This window comes from Mucilaginibacter sp. FW306-07-L, from assembly GCF_058782065.1.
Window position 1 is genome coordinate 1,539,895 of sequence record NZ_JBYSXI010000001.1, and the last position, 17,553, is coordinate 1,557,447.

General features: G+C 44.6%; 12 protein-coding genes. 10 read left to right on the top strand and 2 right to left on the bottom strand.

The annotated features are described in order from the left end of the window. Positions 1-74: 74 nt before the first annotated feature. The 4 genes from glgX to AC3WJC_RS06940 all read left to right on the top strand — a co-directional run bounded on the left by glgX (position 75) and on the right by AC3WJC_RS06940 (position 9,431). Entirely contained in the window at positions 75-2,216 is a 2,142-nt protein-coding gene (glgX, locus tag AC3WJC_RS06925; RefSeq protein ID WP_492398344.1) for a glycogen debranching protein GlgX, read from the top strand. Continuing rightward, positions 2,197-4,038, top strand: coding sequence for a malto-oligosyltrehalose trehalohydrolase (gene treZ, locus AC3WJC_RS06930; RefSeq protein WP_492398345.1), 1,842 nt, complete (start codon positions 2,197-2,199; stop codon positions 4,036-4,038). The genes glgX and treZ overlap by 20 nt, the downstream gene beginning before the upstream one ends. Further along, entirely contained in the window at positions 4,031-8,242 is a 4,212-nt protein-coding gene (gene treY, locus AC3WJC_RS06935; protein ID WP_492398346.1) for a malto-oligosyltrehalose synthase, read from the top strand. Before treZ ends, treY begins: the two co-directional genes overlap by 8 nt. Positions 8,243-8,330: 88 nt before the next feature. Continuing rightward, a complete protein-coding gene (locus AC3WJC_RS06940; RefSeq protein ID WP_492398347.1) occupies positions 8,331-9,431 on the top strand; it encodes a Gfo/Idh/MocA family protein in 1,101 nt (366 codons plus the stop codon). A gap of 13 nt (positions 9,432-9,444) precedes the next feature. Here the strand turns inward: AC3WJC_RS06940 and AC3WJC_RS06945 are convergent, their stop codons facing one another. Next, entirely contained in the window at positions 9,445-10,407 is a 963-nt protein-coding gene (locus AC3WJC_RS06945; protein WP_492398348.1) for an EamA family transporter, read from the bottom strand. Positions 10,408-10,429: 22 nt separating this feature from the next. Next, positions 10,430-10,906, bottom strand: coding sequence for an Lrp/AsnC family transcriptional regulator (locus AC3WJC_RS06950; RefSeq protein WP_492398349.1), 477 nt, complete (start codon positions 10,904-10,906; stop codon positions 10,430-10,432). Positions 10,907-11,061: 155 nt separating this feature from the next. Here AC3WJC_RS06950 and AC3WJC_RS06955 point away from each other — a divergent pair, with 155 nt between their 5' ends. The 6 genes from AC3WJC_RS06955 to AC3WJC_RS06980 all read left to right on the top strand — a co-directional run bounded on the left by AC3WJC_RS06955 (position 11,062) and on the right by AC3WJC_RS06980 (position 17,549). Next, positions 11,062-12,618, top strand: coding sequence for a CotH kinase family protein (locus tag AC3WJC_RS06955; RefSeq protein WP_492398350.1), 1,557 nt, complete (start codon positions 11,062-11,064; stop codon positions 12,616-12,618). A gap of 137 nt (positions 12,619-12,755) precedes the next feature. Next, positions 12,756-12,992 carry a hypothetical protein gene (locus AC3WJC_RS06960; protein WP_492398351.1) on the top strand — a complete coding sequence of 79 codons (237 nt, stop codon included), beginning with the start codon at positions 12,756-12,758 and terminating at the stop codon, positions 12,990-12,992. Between the two features lie 40 nt (positions 12,993-13,032). Further along, complete coding sequence (locus tag AC3WJC_RS06965) at positions 13,033-14,124, top strand: AI-2E family transporter (RefSeq protein ID WP_492398352.1); 1,092 nt, start codon at positions 13,033-13,035, stop codon at positions 14,122-14,124. A gap of 164 nt (positions 14,125-14,288) precedes the next feature. Next, positions 14,289-14,864 (top strand): RNA polymerase sigma factor, encoded by a 576-nt coding sequence (locus AC3WJC_RS06970; RefSeq protein WP_492398353.1) that lies wholly within the window; start codon positions 14,289-14,291, stop codon positions 14,862-14,864. A gap of 66 nt (positions 14,865-14,930) precedes the next feature. After that, a complete protein-coding gene (locus AC3WJC_RS06975) occupies positions 14,931-16,427 on the top strand; it encodes a calcineurin-like phosphoesterase C-terminal domain-containing protein (protein WP_492398354.1) in 1,497 nt (498 codons plus the stop codon). Positions 16,428-16,571: 144 nt separating this feature from the next. Then, a complete protein-coding gene (locus tag AC3WJC_RS06980; RefSeq protein WP_492398355.1) occupies positions 16,572-17,549 on the top strand; it encodes a FecR family protein in 978 nt (325 codons plus the stop codon). Positions 17,550-17,553 lie beyond the last annotated feature (4 nt).

Below are 17,553 nucleotides of genomic sequence, written 5' to 3' on the forward strand. Positions count from 1 at the left end.
ATAGTAAACGACAGCGATTGTAGCTGATGCCGAAATATATCCGCAACCGCTAAATAATATTAAAAATCTATCTAATGGAAATAAATACTTACCCGGGTAAACCGTACCCGCTTGGTTCAACGTGGGATGGCGAGGGTGTAAACTTTACGCTTTATGCCGATAATGCTACAGGTGTAGAACTATGCCTGTTTGACTCGCCTGAGGCAACAACAGAATCGCAAAGAATTAAAATGTATGAGCGTTCGCACCAGGTATGGCATATTTATTTGCCCGGCGTAAAGCCCGGTCAGTTATATGGCTACCGTGTACATGGCCCATACGAGCCGCAAAACGGCCATCGTTTTAACCCTAATAAATTACTCATCGATCCGTATGCCAAGGCCATTGCCGGTGTTATAGACTGGCACGATTCATTGTTTGCTTATGAAGTAGGCAGCGAGCAGGAAGATCTGAGCTATAGCGAAACAGACAGCGCGCCATACATCCCGAAATCGGTAGTGATTGATAATAATTTTGATTGGGAAGATGACCAGTTTCCGCGTACGCCTTACCATCAATCGGTATTTTATGAGGCACATGTGCGCGGCCTTACCATGCAGCACCCTGATGTGCCTGAAGAAATTCGTGGCAGCTACGCGGCTATAGCCCATCCGGCTATCATCAAACACCTTCAGGATTTGGGTGTAACCGCTATTGAGTTAATGCCGATACACCAGTTTGTGAATGACCGGTATCTGGTTGAAAAAGGGTTAAGCAACTATTGGGGTTACAATTCGATCGGCTTTTTCGCGCCTGATGTGCGTTACTCGTCTACCGGGGTTACCGGCGGGCAGGTTAGCGAGTTTAAAGGTATGGTAAAGGCACTGCATAAAGCAGGCATTGAGGTAATATTGGATGTGGTTTACAACCATACCGGCGAAGGCAACCAGATGGGGCCAACCCTGTCATTCAAAGGGGCCGACAATGCATCGTACTACCGTTTGGTTGATGAGGATAAACGTTTTTACATGGACTATACCGGTACAGGTAACACGCTTAACGCCATGTTGCCCAACGTGTTAAGGTATATAATGGACAGCCTGCGCTACTGGATAACCGAAATGCATGTTGACGGTTTCAGGTTTGACCTGGCCTCGACACTGGCACGTGAGCTGCACGAGGTAAACAGGCTAAGCGCGTTTTTTGATATTATTCACCAGGACCCAACCATATCACAGGTTAAGCTGATCGCCGAGCCGTGGGATATTGGTGAGGGCGGTTACCAGGTTGGTAAATTTCCGCCGGGATGGGCTGAATGGAATGGCAAATATCGCGACTGCATCCGCGATTACTGGCGTGGTGCCGATAGTATGCTTGGCGAATTTGCCCAGCGTTTTACCGGTAGCCCCGATCTGTATCAGGATGACTACCGCAGGCCAACAGCCAGTATCAATTTTATAACCGCGCACGATGGCTTTACCATGCACGATCTGGTATCGTACAACGAGAAGCATAACGAAGCTAACGGAGAGGATAATAACGATGGTGAAAGCCACAACCGCTCATGGAATTGTGGTGCCGAGGGGGAAACTGACGATGAAGCGGTGTTGGAACTGCGTGCGCAGCAAAAACGTAATTTCCTGTCAACGCTGTTCCTGTCGCAAGGGGTGCCTATGCTGGTTGCTGGTGACGAGATGGGTCGTACCCAAGGTGGAAACAACAACGCCTACTGCCAGGATAACGAGATTTCATGGCTGGATTGGGAAAATGCCGATACTGATTTGTTGAAATTTACCCAAAAGCTTATCCATTTCCGCAAGGAACATCCAAACTTCAGGCGCAGAAGGTGGTTCCAGGGGCAACCTGTAAAGGGTCAGGAAGTTGAGGATATAGCCTGGTTTTTACCGGAAGGTACCGAAATGAGCGAGGAAAACTGGAGTCATGATTTTGCCAAATCATTAGCGGTTTTCCTGAACGGTAAAGGCATCCACTCGCTTGGCCCTAAAGGTGAGCGCATAGTAGATGATAGCTACTATCTTATTTTCAATGCTTTTCATGATTCAATAGATTACAAACTGCCATCCGAAAAATTTGGCCATACCTGGAAAGTTATTATGGATACATCAGCTTACGATGCTGATGGAAATACTCACCACGCGGGTGATACCATTACCGTGCAGGGGCGTACCGTAGTATTATTACAGCATCATAACAAGCATGAAAAAAGCACAGATTAACAAGCGTAGTTTAGGTTTAAGCTTTGATAGCCAGGGTGTTGCCAATGTTACCTTATGGGCACCTTTGGCAAACAAGGTTGAGATTATATTTGGAGCAAGTAAGATAAAATTGCCCTTACAAGCGCAGGAGTTTAGCTATTGGGCTTTGCGTACAGATAAGCTTAAACCGGGTGACACTTATACCTTTTTGCTGGATGGTGAAAAGGAACGCCTTGACCCGGCATCGTTAGCGCAGCCGGAGAGTGTGCACGGCCCGTCAAAGGCGGTTGATTTAGCCGCCTTTAACTGGACAGATGCAAGCTGGAGCAATTTGAAGCTTGACGATTATATATTTTACGAGTTGCATATCGGTACATTTACTGCTGAAGGTACCTTTGAGGCCGCTATAGCCAAGCTTGACCATTTGGTTGAGCTTGGCATCACCGCGATAGAAATTATGCCGGTAGCCCAGTTTCCAGGCGGGCGCAACTGGGGTTACGATGGCGTGCTGCCTTATGCTGTTCAGGATACTTATGGCGGTGCCGAGGGACTGATGCGTTTGGTTGATGCCTGCCATGGCAAAGGGTTAGCCGTTGTGCTCGATGTGGTTTACAATCACCTTGGCCCTGAAGGGAATTACTTTAATGACTTTGGCGCGTATTTTACTGATAAGTACCATACGCCTTGGGGTAATGCCATCAATTTTGATGATGCCTGGTGCGATGCTGTACGCTTATATTACATAGAAAACACGCTGATGTGGTTCAGGGATTTTCATATTGATGGCCTGCGGATGGATGCCGTACATGCCATTAAGGATTTAAGCCCGGTACACATACTTAGAGAAATTAAACAGCATGTAAATCAATTGATAGACAAAACCGGCCGTCAGCATCACCTGATTGTTGAGCTTGATCTGAACGATCCTATTTATATCAATTCTTTAGAAGATCATGGTTATGGTATTGATGGACAGTGGATAGATGAGTTTCATCATGCATTGCGTGTAACCGCCGGTGAGCCGAAAACCGGGTACTATTCCGACTTTACCGGCATCGAGCATCTGGCTAAGGCTTACCGCGATGCTTATGTGTATGATGGTATTTATTCGCCGCACAGGCAAAAGGTTTTTGGTGCCAGGGCCGATAATAATACCGGTAACCAGTTCGTAGTATTTTCTCAAAACCACGACCAGGTAGGTAACCGCATGTTAGGCGAACGAATCAGCACGCTGGTAAGTTTTGAAATGCAAAAGCTAATGGCCGCGGCTGTAATGGTTAGTCCGTATCTGCCCATGTTATTTATGGGTGAGGAATGGGCTGAAACCAATCCGTTCCAGTACTTCATCAGTCATACGGACGCAGAGTTAGTGGAAGCGGTACGCAAAGGCCGTAAAGAAGAGTTTAAAGCCTTTCATGCCGAAGGTGAAACACCTGATCCGCAATCCGAAGAAACCTTTAACAGGTCAAAGCTGCAATGGGATTTATTATCTAAGGATCATCATAAAACCATGTTCGCTTTTTATAAGCAACTCATTAAAGTTCGCAAGCAATATCCGGCACTTAAATATTTAAACAGAAGTGATTTAAAGGTTTCATTTAGTAAGGAAAATAACACCTTGTTGCTAGAGCGATGGCATGGTAATGAGCAGGTCTGCTGTGCCATGAATTTCTCAAAAGAGCAACAAAATATTGAATTGCCTGCCGGTAAAAATTGGCAGCCTCTGCTCAATACTGCCGATCAAAAATGGGGTGGTACGGTATCTGCTGAACCAGGTATTGTTACTGCAACGGCATCTGTAAATCCTGAGTCGCTTATTATTTATATAAACAACCATGTTTAATCCTGTTTCTACCTACCGTATCCAGTTCAATAAGGATTTTACCTTTTCGCACCTGGAGCAGATCATACCATATTTGCAGCAACTGGGTATCAAAACCCTATATGCTTCACCCATTTTTGAGGCAGTGCCAGGCAGTACCCACGGGTATGACGTTACCAACCCGCACCGTGTTAATCCCGAAATCGGCACCATCAAACAATTAAAGGCGGTAAGTTATGCGTTAAAGAATGCCGGCATCAGTTGGGTGCAGGATATTGTGCCAAACCACATGGCTTTTGATCCGCGAAACACATGGCTAATGGATGTGCTCGAAAAAGGGAGCCTGTCTGCTTATACCTCGTTTTTTGATACTGCCGGTACAAGCGATTTGTTTGAGGGGCGCATTATGGTGCCGTTCCTCGGGGCATCAATGGATGAGGTTATTAAAAACAAAGAGCTTAAACTTAGTTACAATAACGGCGGCTTGCGATTGAGTTACTATGACAGCCACTATCCTTTGAACATAGCAGGATACCTGGCTGTTTTTTCATCTATAAAAAACAAGAACGAAGCTCTTGAAAAACTGCTTCAATTAATAAAAGAAGTACACCAGGTAGAAGAGGTAAAGTCCTTTGAAATAGCATTTAACGAATTTAAAACGCAATTAGGTGCATTGCTCTCAAATAAGGATAGCGAGAGCTTACTTTCAGCCACAATTGATAAAATTAATGGCGACTCAAAAAAGTTGCAACAGCTCGTCGAAGAGCAGTACTACCGCCTGTGCAACTGGCAGGAAACGGATAGCAAGATCAACTTCAGGCGGTTTTTTACAGTGAATGGACTGATATGCTTAAACATGCAAAACCCCGATGTTTTTGCGCACTATCACAAATTTATTTTACAGCTGCTTAAAGAGGATGTGTTCCAGGGATTAAGGGTTGATCATGTGGATGGTTTGTATGATCCCGCCGGTTACCTCAAGCAACTGCGTAAACTTACCGGCGACAAAACTTATATTGTTGTAGAGAAAATACTTGAAAAAGGTGAAGAATTACCTGTAGATTGGCCTATACAGGGTGCTACCGGTTATGAGTATTTGGCGGCTGTAAACAATTTGCTCACCTTTCGCGATAGCGAGAAGCAATTTACAGCCCTTTACCATAAACTTACCGGCAAGCCTAAGTTTGAAGAGGCCGACATCTGGGAAAAGAAAGCCTATATACTGCATAACCACATGGGCGGCGAATTGGCCAACCTGACCAAATACTTTTGTGAGCTGAACCTCATAGATGAGGAAACTCATAAGCGGATCTCTCACGAAAAACTTAAAGAGGCAATAGCTAAATTCCTGATACATTGCCCGGTTTACCGTTACTATGGCAATGCGATGCCGCTGCAAGGTGAGGAGGCTAAAAATATTGAACACATACTGAAGCAGGTAAAAGACAGCGACAAGGAACTAAAACAAGCAGCTAACCTGCTTGAAGATGCCCTGTTAAAGTTGCCGCAGGAGCGGGGTAACGAATATGCCGCTAATGCCCTGCGATTTTACCAGCGTTGTATGCAGCTTACCGGCCCGCTGATGGCCAAAGGCGTTGAGGATACGCTGATGTATACCTACAACCGTTTTATAGCGCATAATGAGGTGGGCGATGCGCCGGATGCTTTCGGTATGTCTGTTGATGATTTTCATACGTTGATGCTGGACAGGCAAAAGCACTGGCCGCTGGCCATGAACGGTACCTCAACCCACGATACCAAGCGTGGTGAAGATGTACGTGCGAGGCTGCACGCGCTAAGCGCCATGCCCAATGTGTGGAGCAATGTATTGAAAGAATGGGTTAAAGAAAACCCACAAGCTACCGGTGATAAACAACTTGATATTAATGATATATACCTGATATTGCAAACCATTGTTGGTGCTTATCCAATGCCGGGCCAGGGAGATGATAACTTTGAGCAACGCGTACACGAATACCTTGAAAAGGCACTGCGCGAAGGTAAGCAGCACTCGCAATGGGCACAGCCTGATGAGGATTATGAAAATGCCGCGAAGAACTTTGCGTCAGCATTATTAAACCCAGAGTCGGCATTCTGGAAAAGTTTTGAGCCATTTCATCAGCAGCTTGCAGATCATGGTATTATTAATTCACTGGCGCAGGCGGTGCTTAAATTTACCAGTCCCGGTGTGCCCGATATTTACCAAGGCTGTGATCGCTGGGATTTCAGCTTGGTAGATCCGGATAACCGCCGTGCGGTTGATTACGCTTTGAGCAGTGATCTGCTTAACGCTGTTCAATCCGACGGGGAAGGTTTGATCGACAGCCTTTGGAATGATCGTTATAACGCCAAAATAAAGCTATGGCTCACGCATAAGTTACTTGCTATAGGCAGCCAAAACATAGAGTTATTTGCAAAGGGTAAATACATTCCGCTTAAAGTAAAGGGAAGATACAAACAGCATGTTATAGCATTTGCCCGCCATCAGGGGCAGCAATGGTTAATAACTGTTTTACCAATGCATTTGCCGGCTATACAGCCCGAATATACGCCGGGTGAAATTAACTGGACCTCAACACGGATAATTTTACCGGCCACGTTGACAGAGAATTTTACCGATGAACTAACCGGCATGGAAGGTAAAGCGGAAGCCGGTGAATTATATATAAAAGATGTGTTCAAAACGGCATTGCCCTTAGCGGTATTAAAGTTTGAACGGCCTGAAAATCCACGGAGATCGGGATTGCTGATGCATATTACTTCGCTGCCATCAAATTTTGGCGTGGGCGATATGGGACCGCAGGCTTTAGCTTTTGCCGATGCTTTAAGTAATAGCCTGCAACAGTGCTGGCAGTTGCTGCCGCTTAGCCCAACCGAAACGGTAGATGCGCATTCGCCTTACAGCTCATTTTCAAGCATGGCGGGTAATACGTTACTGATCAGTCCTGAATTGCTTGCGGCTGAAGGCTTGCTAAGTAGTGCTGATCTGAAAGAAAACAACCTGCCATCAAAAAACGAGGTAGATTACGCAGGGGCGGAGCGGATCAAAAAACATCTGTTTAATGTAGCATGGGCTAACTTTAAAAAGCAGGATAACAGTTTGCAGGATGAGTTCACCGCTTTTAGCCGTGAACAGGCTGCCTGGCTTGACGACTTAGCGCTTTATGTGGTCATCAAACAACAGCATGCGGGCAAGCCGTGGTTTGAGTGGCATCCGGATTATAAGCAGCGAAAGGAAAAGCCCTTAAAAGCGTTCGCCCGTAAATATGCGGATGAAGTATTAAAAGTTAAATGGCTGCAATTCATCTTCGCGAAGCAATGGAGCAGTTTACGCACATACTGCAATGGCCTTGGCATCAAATTATTTGGTGATCTCCCGTTTTATGTAAGCTATGATTCGGTAGATGTTTGGGCCAACCGGGAGTTATTTAGTTTAGATGAGGAAGGTAAAATGCTTGGCGTAGCCGGTGTGCCTCCCGATTATTTTAACGCCGATGGGCAGCTTTGGGGTATGCCGGTTTTTTGCTGGAATAAACTGAAAGAAACTAATTACAATTGGTGGATACAACGCATTAAAAAGAACATGGAGTTGTTCGATTTGCTGCGTTTAGATCATTTCAGGGCCTTTGCCGATTATTGGGAAGTACCCGCGACGGAGACTACCGCTATTAATGGTAAATGGCAGCCCGGACCCGGTAAGGATTTTTTTGAGATGCTGCAAAATGAGTTAGGTTCGCTGCCATTGATAGCTGAGGATCTGGGCGATATTGATGATGCCGTTTATGAATTACGTGATGGGTTTAACTTACCCGGCATGAAGGTATTACAATTTGCCTTTGGTGATAATATGCCGCAATCTGACTATATGCCCCATAATTTCAGTGATAATTTTGTGGTCTATACCGGTACGCATGACAACAATACCACCGCCGGGTGGTATAAGCAGGATGCGACCAAAAAAATTAAAAAGCAAATAAGCCAGTACACCGGCATCAAGGTAAAGCAAAGCAATGCGCATAAGCTAATAGCCAGGCTGGCATTTTCGTCGGTAGCCAAAATGGCTATTATACCTGTGCAGGATGTTCTGGGGCTTGATGAGGATGCCCGTATGAATACCCCGGCATCAACCGATAGAAACTGGTTATGGCGCTTAAAGCCCGGGCAGTTGGATGAGGAGCGCGTAAAAATGTTATTGAATTGGACACTGATGTACAACCGCGCGTAAATTAAATTGTCTACAACAAATTGTTGTTTAGCGTGTTGCTTATACACCACACCGTTATAACCAATTTATTTGTTAAACTTTTACGGCCATGAATAATCACGAAGCATTCAGCAGGAGAAATTTTTTAAAAACATTATCGGTTGGAACAGGCGCACTCGCGTTTATGCCTGTGCTGCAATCATTCATCCCGCAGGGTAAAAAATTGGGCATAGCGCTGGTTGGCCTGGGTGGATATAGCGGCGGGCAACTGGCACCCGCCTTGCTCGAAACCAAACACTGCTACCTGGCCGGTATTGTAACCGGAACGCCAAGTAAGGCCGATGAATGGGCTAAAAAATATAATATTCCTCAAAAAAACATATACAACTACACCAATTTTGATGAGATAGCCAACAACCCGGCTATTGATATTGTGTACGTGGTGCTGCCGGTATCTATGCATAAGGAGTTTACCATAAGGGCGGCCAAAGCAGGTAAGCATGTAATATGCGAAAAACCGATGGCACTCAACGCCGCTGAATGTACCGAGATGATAGCCGCCTGCAAAAAGGCTAACCGTATGCTGTCCATTGGTTACCGCCTGCATTTTGATCCGCATAATATGGAGATGATGCGCCTGGGGCAAAAAAAGGTATATGGCAAAGTTACCGCGCTTGATACAGGTAATGGTTTCGTTTACAGGGGCGACCCGAATGCCTGGCGTTTAAAAAAGGCGCTTTCGGGCGGGGGCGCGCTGATGGACATGGGCGTATACTCTATTCAGGGTACCCGTTATACGTTAGGGCAGGAGCCGCTGTTTGTTACCGCTACCGAACAAAAAACCAATAATGAACTATTTCGTGAAGTGGATGAAACCATTATGTGGAAGATGGAGTTTCCGGGTGGATTGGTTACTACGGGTAAATCAAGCTATAACAATAACTGGGGCTACCTTAAAGCTACTGCCGAAAAAGGGCAGTTCGCGCTTGAGCCTGCCTTTGGGTATGGCGGCATAAAAGGCACCACACACTTAGGTATGATGGAGTTGCCTAACATTAACCAGCAGGCAGCACAAATGGATGACTTTGCTTTATGTGTACTCAACAAAAAGCCAACCCGCGTACCGGGAGAAGAGGGGCTTAAAGACATGAAAATAGTTGATGCCATTTACCGCAGCATCACATCAGGCAAAAAGGAAAAGATAGTTTAAGGCTTATCCGGCATTAAACGTTAGTAGGTTCCGTAACCGGTACTGCAGCTTTTTTAGCCTTGCGGTACTTGGCAAGGTTGATAAGTAACACGCTGCTCAGGATTATTACCAATCCGCCGATTTGTAAGGAGGTGATCTGTTCATTAGCGAACAGGATGCCCAGCAGTACCGCTATTACAGGGTTAACATAAGCATAGGTACTTACCTGTGTTGCGGGGCGTACTTTTAACAGCCATACATAAGCGCTGAAAGCTACAATGGAGCCAAACACGATCAGATAAGCCACCGCCCACCATGAGGTTGATGGTATTTCAGTAAGCTGTAATCCATCCAACTCACCATGCGCGAAGCTGCAAGGAATAAAGGCAAGGCCCGCGGCCAGCATTTGCCAGGTAGTATTTACAGTAGTTGAGGTATTCCCGGCTTTATATTTTGAATATAATGATCCGGCAGACCAGATCACCGAACCAAATACCAGTATAGCCATGTAGGGTAGTTTTGATGTTCCGCTGGTGTGCAGTGCGCTGTTAAGCTGTTCGCCAAATAGCATTACCACACCGCCAAAACCTATCAGCAAACCCATAATGGTCGAGGGGCTTTTTAAATTCTCGCGCCAGTGGCCGGCATCCAGCAAAACAAACCATATCGGCGCTGCTGATACCAGTATGGCTGATACGGCGCTCGGTACTTCCAGTTCCCCATATATAAGTGCCCCGGTACCGCCAAAAAGTAATAAAAGGCCGCTTATCATCGCGTGTTTATTACTCTTCAGATCCCAAACTTTTTCACCGGTAATCATGCACCAAATCAGCATAATAATGCCGGCACCTAAAAAGCGGGCGGCACCTAAAAAAAATGGCGGCATGCCATGCAGAGCCACCTGAATGAAAAAGTAGGTTGAGCCCCATACAATGTATACCAGTGCAAAGGACACGATCACCATTACGGTTGATGCTTTATTTTGTGCGGTTGACATAAGGGTTGGCGTTAATAGTATATCAGGCTTGTGGTATTACCAGTTGCTGTTGCTCTTTCACGGTTTCGAGTACTATGGTTGTGCGGGTGCTCACTATGTTGGGGATCTTGCTCAGGTGGTTGCGCATAATGTTCATCAGCGATGCCGAGTCGTAAGTACGAACCTTAACCAGGTAGCAATCGTCGCCGGCAACATGGTGTACTTCCTGTACCTCGGGTATAGCCGCAAGATGCTTGGTAGCCTCAATATTTGCCGGGCCTTCATTAGCTTTTATGGAGATAAAGGCTAATAAATTCTGTTTTAAAGCCGAAGGATTGATAGCAGTAGTATATTGTTTAATTACCCCTTTTTGCTCCAGCTTTTTAACCCGCTCCAGCACGCCAGAAGGTGCCATACCCAGTTCACGTGCCATATCGGCGTTTGATATACGTGCATTCTCCTGCATTAACCGGAGTATATGCAGGTCGGTTTTATCAAGAATTAGTTCTCCATCTAACATAATTCTCAAATTTAAGTATTATTAAGAATATAATTCAAATTTTCCATAAATTAAATGAATATAATTCTTTTAGATATAGATGTGTAAATATTATGTTACTTAGATATTAAGATTATATATTTGATGAACCAATTATTTTAACAAAAAACCTGATTATGCTCAAAAGATTTACTATTTGCTTATTTATTGCTGTAGCCGCGTGGAGTTGTAAAACCACAAAAGATGCAGACCCCATACCGGAACCAGTGCCCGAAAAGGCGGATACCGTAATGCTGACTTCCGTAATAATCGAAGCTAAAAACAACCCCGGCTTGGTAGAGGCCGATGTGAAGGCTGTTATTAAGGACAACCAGATAACCGCGCTTATACCTACCATTAAGAACGATAAAAAACTGGTGGTTACCTTTGTTGCCAAAACAGCGGGTACCATAGTAAAAGGTAATGATACCGTACTGGTAAGCGGTACTACAAAAACTGACTTTACTAAACCGGTTACTTACGCCCTTACAACGCCAAAAGGCCTTACCCGCAGTTACAATTTTAAAGTTCAGAATTTTACAGGTTTACCGATATTTTACATCACCACAAGCGCACCGGTCGACTCAAAGGATTATTACGTTACCGGCACGTTGGTAATTAACACCAATGGGGAATTTGAACAGGAAAAACTAACCATTCCGCTGCAAATAAAGGGGAGGGGTAATTCAACCTGGGGGCATCCTAAAAAGCCTTACCGTTTAAAGTTTACTGATAAATCCGCGGTGTTAGGCATTGGTGCCGCTAAGAATTGGGTATTACTGGCCAATTACTCCGATAAAACTTTAATGCGCACCAGTTTAGCCTTTAGCCTGGGTAAAAAAATGGGTGTTGGCTTTACGCCGGATAGCCGTTTTATTGAAGTGGTATTGAACGGCGAGTATCTGGGCGGCTATTTGCTTACCGAGCAGGTGGAGGTGCATGAAAACCGGGTAAACATTCCTGAACTAAAAAAAGGGGATGTTGACGCGGATAAAATAACCGGGGGTTATTTGCTGGAGTGGGATCAGCGGCTGGATGAGGATTTTTGGTTCCGTACGTCGCATGGTATACCCTTTACCCTTAAATCCCCGTCGGATATTCCGGATGCGCAATACAATTACATTAAAGGCTATGTGCAGCAAGCTGAGGATGCCATATTTGCCGATAACTTTGCGGATCCGAACGAGGGTTATGCCAAGTATATTGACGTAAACTCCTTTGTAAACTATTACATTATCCAGGAGCTGATGAAAAACCAGGACGCGAGGGATTTTAGCAGTATCTTTTTTTATAAGGATCGTGGCGGCAAACTTACCCTCGGCCCATTGTGGGATTTTGATTTGGCCATTGGCAATGTTGATTACTCTGAGGCTACGCAGGCAACCGGTTGGTGGATAAAGGAAGGGCCATGGTTTTCGCGTTTGTTTGAGGATGCCACCTTCCGCAAAAAAGTGAAAGACCGCTGGAACCAGGTTAAAGGCAATGAAATTAAACACATTTACCAGGATATCGATAGTAATTCCAAATACATTAATTTATCGCAGCAACAAAACTTTAAGCGCTGGCCTATACTTAATGAGTATGTATGGCCTAACCCGGTAATACTTGGTACTTATAATAATGAGGTAAATCAGATAAAAAGCTGGCTCGACAGGCGTATCGCCTGGCTTAATAATGAGATCAATCAATGGTAGGTGATTGACAATTTGCTGACAATCCCTAATAAATGTTATGAATACATTAATAATATTTATAATAATTTATTAAAATGTTAAAACATTGTGGTACTTTTATGTGTTACTATCCTTACACGCTAAATTTTTCAGTACCTATGAACACCGCATTGTTATCAAACCCAATTATGTTTGTAACTACTTATTGGGGATCGCCTGCATTTGTTAAAGTAACTCCTAAAGGCGACATGTTCGATCTGCAGATCAATGATCAGCACCTGGCTATGCTATCGTATAAAAACAATCACGAATTAACGGACATTGAAGAGCGTTTGAGCGACACAGAAATGCTTAACGAAATATCAAGGCGTATTGAAGCATACGCGGCTGCCTGAGTTTATCTAAACTTTATCACACTAAGCTTGTTGTTTGCTCATGGCTAAACTTCAACGCAGCGTACTTGTACTTTTCCTTTTGTTCCTGCTCATCAGCGGGCTTTATTTCGCAAAGGAATTTTTAGTTCCCGTCGCCATTTCAGGCTTGTTCGCTATGCTGTTTATCGGCTTTAGCAACTATCTCGAATCCAAAGGCCTTTCGCGTGGCTTATCTTCTTTTTTATCGGTGTTTACTTTAGTGTTATCGGTTGCGGTAATAGTTTATATGTTATCATTACAATTGGGCGAATTTTCAACCAATGTAGGCACCATGAAACAGCGCCTTGGCGAAATGCTTTTAGGCATAAAACGTTGGGTAAACACTACCGTAGGCCTATCCATGAAACAGCAGGATGATATGCTTAAACAGCAAACAGAGGCAGGCGGCGCGGGCAATGCCGGTACCATGGCCGCGGCTGTAGCAAGTTCTATAATGGGTGTGGCGGTAAATATGGTTTTAGGGTTGGTATACATGTTTTTGCTGTTGTATTACCGCAGCCATATACGTAAGTTCATCCTAAAAATAGTACCCGATGAGCAGCTTAAACGTACCGATGAGGTTATTCATGAGTCTGCCCGGGTTGCCCAAAAATATCTTAGCGGCTTAAGCTTCATGATCGTGATGCTTTGGGTGCTGTATGGCATCGGCTTTAGCATAGTTGGGGTAGAGAACGCCATATTTTTCGCGGTGCTTTGCGGTATACTGGAAATAGTGCCCTTCGTAGGCAACGTTACCGGTACATCCCTCACGGTGTTGGCCGTAGTTGTACAAGGTGGCGATGGTGGTATGGTTGCGGGTGTGCTCGGCACCTACTTCCTGATACAATTTACCCAAACCTATATTCTCGAACCCCTGGTAGTCGGCGAGCAGGTAAGCGTTAACCCTTTATTTACTATTATGGCCATTGTACTTGGTGAGTTGATATGGGGTATTCCAGGTATGATCCTCGCTATTCCCGGCATAGGTATCATCAAAATAATATGCGATAATGTACCCGAACTTAAACCCTACGGATTCCTGATCGGTTCACAGAACAAAAAGTCAAATACCGGCATGATCGATAAGATCAAATCCATTTTTAAGAAAGATTAACCGAGTTATTATGAGTTAGAAATGTGGTGGAGCATTGCAAGCGGGCTTTTAAAATTAAACCTTGTTTTGCCTTAATGTAACAAACATACTGCTTTAGAATTAACACAAAGTTAATAGCGCTTTTAACGGCTTCAGGTGCAAAGCCAGTTAATTTTGCACCCGGAATGCAAACGGAAAGTGAAGTTAAAATAAGTACCCTCCATAACCTTGAAGTTATTTTCAGGGAGCATTATTCATCCCTGTTCAGGTACGTAAGCACCATGGTTAAGGATGACGATGAAGCTAAGGATGTACTGTCGGACATGTTTTTAAACCTTTGGCAGCAAAAAGATAGCTTGCAAATCATCAATATCAAGGCCTATCTATTTCGTATGGCGCGTAACGGTGCTCTAAAAGTACTTACGTCCAGGCAAACCGACGAGCTGACTGATAACTGCTGGAATATCAGCGAACAGGCTTTTAGCCCGTTTGAGCGTTTGGTTGCCAAGGAGTCGGTTAAAATAGTGGAGCGGTTAATAAACAGGCTGCCCGCTTTGCGTAAAGAAATTATACAACTGCGCCTTACCGGTTTAAAAAATCACGAGATAGCCAAAGTGCTTGACGTAACTGAAAAGAAGATAGAATACCACATGCGCGAAGCCATTGAACAATTAGGCTACTACATGCGCCACGAAAATTACGACCGCGCCACTATTGCTGGCGGTCTGCTGCTGGTTAATATAATGTTAACATTTATTTAACGATTTTTTTCGGGGGAAACCGGCCGGGCTTTGCTCTTTGCTAAAAGATATCTTGTAAATAAACATATGTCGAACAGAAGAGATTTTATAAAGGGCCTTGGGATAACTGGTGCCATGCTCACTATCCCTGCGGTGATCAATGCCGAACCGGCGGTTGCCGCTTCAGAAAAAGTTGATATAGCCAATATTACCCTCAAGGGCCGTGTGCTTAGCAATGGGCAGGGGGTAGCCAATGTTGCCGTTACTGATGGCATCAACATGGTACTTACTGATAAGGCGGGCAATTACCAGTTATTAAGCAATAAAACGGCACAGTTTGTTTACATCAGTCTGCCTGCCGGTTATGCGTTTCCGCACGAAAAAAGCATAGCGAAATTTTTTAAGCAGATAGATAACAAGCAATCGGTTTTTAAAGCTGATTTTGATCTGACGCGTTTGGAAAAAGAAGATACCAACCACGCTTTTGTAGTTTGGGCCGATCCGCAGATCATCTCTAAGAAAGATGCCGCTATCATGCTCAATACCTCAGCACCTGACCTGCGAGAGCTGGTGGCATCATACCCTGCCGGTACATTGATGCACGGGATAGGTTGCGGCGACCTGGTTTGGGATCACTTTGAGCTTTATGAAGATTATAAGCAAGCCATCGGCATGTCGGGCATACCCTTCTTTAACCTGATCGGTAACCATGATATGGATCTGGATGCCCGTACGGATGATTATTCTGCGCAGACTTTTAAAAAGAATTTCGGTCCCACTTATTACTCCTTTAACCGCGGTCAGGTACACTACGTAGTGTTGGATGATGTTTTCTTTATCGGTACGGCAAAACGCTATATCGGCTATTTAACGGAAACACAGTTGCAATGGCTGGAGCAGGATCTGTCGCACGTTAAACCGGGAACTACGGTGGTCGTATCATTACACATACCAACCAACACCAGGGCTAAACGCCGTGACAATGCAAAAGAGGATGAGTTAGGCGGTGTGGTAGCAAATCGCGAGCAGTTGTATAAAATTTTATCGCCATATAAAGTCCACATCATGTCGGGCCATACCCATATGAATGAAAAATGGGAAGACCGCAACATGATCGAGCACGTACACGGTACCGTTTGCGGTGCCTGGTGGACAGGCCCTATTTGTAGCGACGGCGCACCGGCCGGTTATGCCGTATATGAAGTTAAGGGTGGCGATATCAACTGGTATTATAAATCAACCGGTAAGCCAAAAGATTATCAGCTTAAAATATACAAAAAAGGTTACCTGCAAACCGCGCCCGATGAAGTGGTGGCCAACGTTTGGAACTGGGATAGCAAATGGACGGTGCAATGGTATGAGGATGGCGTGTTAAAAGGCAATATGGAGCAGCGTATTGATTATGACCCATGGACGATTGAGCTTTATAAAGGCGACCAGTTGCCCAAAAAACATAAATGGATTGATCCTACGTTGACCGATCACCTGTTTTTTGCCAAACCATCGGCGGGAGCAAAAAGAATAACCGTTACGGCTACTGATCGTTTCGGTAAAAAATACAGCCAGGATTTAGACTTGGTTTAACTGAAGATTTTTCACTTGATGAGGGCTGTTCCTGCTTTGCAGGGCAGCTTTTCTTGTTTTCAGGAACTTCTTAACAATTACTTTATAAACGCTTAACTATTTCTTTCAGTGGAAAGGGGCTTACGGGTGCTCTTAGGTATAAATATGATCGCAGTGAACTGGGAGATACTTATTAAATACCTGAACAATGATACTACCGATGCCGAAAGCGCGGAAGTAAAAGCGTGGCTTACGGAGCGGCCCGAAAATAAAACGTTGCTGCAATACCTGCAGGAGCGGGGCCGCCAGGCTAATGAGCCGGTTAAAAGCGACGTAGTTAATAATGAGTGGCTAAAACTGCTCAGCAAAATGTATGGCGACCCAAAGCCGGTAAAGCAAACTAAGGTTACCAAACTGTATGCCTGGGCAGGAATAGCTGCATCACTAATTTTGGTTTGCTGTTTTACCTGGTATTCATTAAAAAGCGAAAAGGAAGCTTATGAAAATAATTATACGCTGATCAAAAAATCGCCCTTGCGCAAAAAGGTAAATCTGCCCGATGGCTCTGCCGTTTACCTGGCTCCGGATGCATCGTTGGAGGTAAGTAACGTTTACGGTAAGCTAAAGCGCGAAGTACGCTTACAAGGCGAGGCTTTTTTTGATATTAAGCATGATTCAAAGCGGTCATTTATCGTACACACGGCCAATGATCTGCAGGTAAACGTATTGGGTACATCCTTTAATGTTTACTCGTACAAAGGCTTGTACGAAGAGGTTAAGGTGGCCACCGGCCTGGTTGGTTTTGTTGAAGGCAAGCATACGCATTTTATAAAGGCAGGCGAGCAACTTAATTATAATGTAGTCGGCAGATCAGCCCAAAAGCAAGCCGTAAACCTGCAGGAAGCCAAAAGTTTGCTCAATGGTACGCTTTACTTCAGCAAGAGCAACGCTTCGCAAATAGCGGCGAAGCTGGAGCAATATTATCATATCAAAATAGAGGTTGAGCCATCAGCCAATAAAAAGCACAGCCTGTTTAGCGGCGAAATGCAGGACAATGGCCTGAATAAACTGCTCGAGGCCCTTAACTACGCTACCGGAATACACTACAAATACAAAAATCAACAAACGATTATTTTTTACTGATCAT